The organism is Candidatus Nitrosotalea sp. FS (assembly GCF_011319475.1).
Lineage (GTDB): Archaea > Thermoproteota > Nitrososphaeria > Nitrososphaerales > Nitrosopumilaceae > Nitrosotalea.
Window position 1 is genome coordinate 1 of sequence record NZ_RCMC01000141.1, and the last position, 770, is coordinate 770.

The 770-nt window shown below is 42.7% G+C and carries 1 protein-coding gene; it reads right to left on the reverse strand.

Annotated features, from left to right (window positions below):
- Window positions 1-699, reverse strand: a 699-nt coding sequence (locus tag DYY66_RS05030) for a hypothetical protein (RefSeq protein ID WP_166286748.1), incomplete at its 3' end; no start/stop codon positions are given.
- Window positions 700-770 lie beyond the last annotated feature (71 nt).

Consider the following 770-nt stretch of genomic DNA (forward strand, 5'->3'; position numbering starts at 1 on the left):
TGCTTCATATCTTTCAAGTACAGTCATGACGGGCACTATGTCTGACTTGTTAAAGAAATCTGCTTCATCAACAAAAAAGAACCTGCACTTGTCTAGGCCTCGTGCATCGTCAAATGTCTGAGACGGGTATGCGGTGATTCTGCAGCCGTTAATCCACACGTCATCTCCTGATTGTTTAGGCCTATAGTCTGTATTAACAAGCAGGCGCACAAGTCTACTTAGCACATAGCTCGCAAGGTCCAGTCTAGGTCCAGTGACAATGCTCATCTCTTCTCCCTTTAACTCGTCGTCTTTTACGCAGAGATATATCATCAGTCCCAGAATAAACGTCGTAATGCCAATCCCAGTTGCCTTTTTGATTCTCACATATCGGTTTGCCATTATGGCGTCATAGACCTCGATCTCATAATCGTAGATATCATGTTTTTTTGTTTCAATAATCTCTCTCCCATCTTCTTCTCTCTTTCCAACCAAGTGTTTTTTCTCTGGAAGTCCAATAATATGCCAGAAGCAACACTTACCATCTGTCGCTACCATCTGCTGCTGGTGCTCCACTTCGTCTTCAATCCAAAATGACTTGTCTCGTACTTGTTTTGCAAACTCGGTCCTGTCAAAATTATCGAGCCTATTCTTTTTTGCCTTATCCTTCTTGACTATCTTCCTTACCGCTTTGCGTAATGTTACATCGTCAGTTGCCATGGTTTTCAACCTCCTCTGATATAGCATTCTCAATCTCTTTGGCAAGTGGCAATTTCATCTCCTTGACAGCC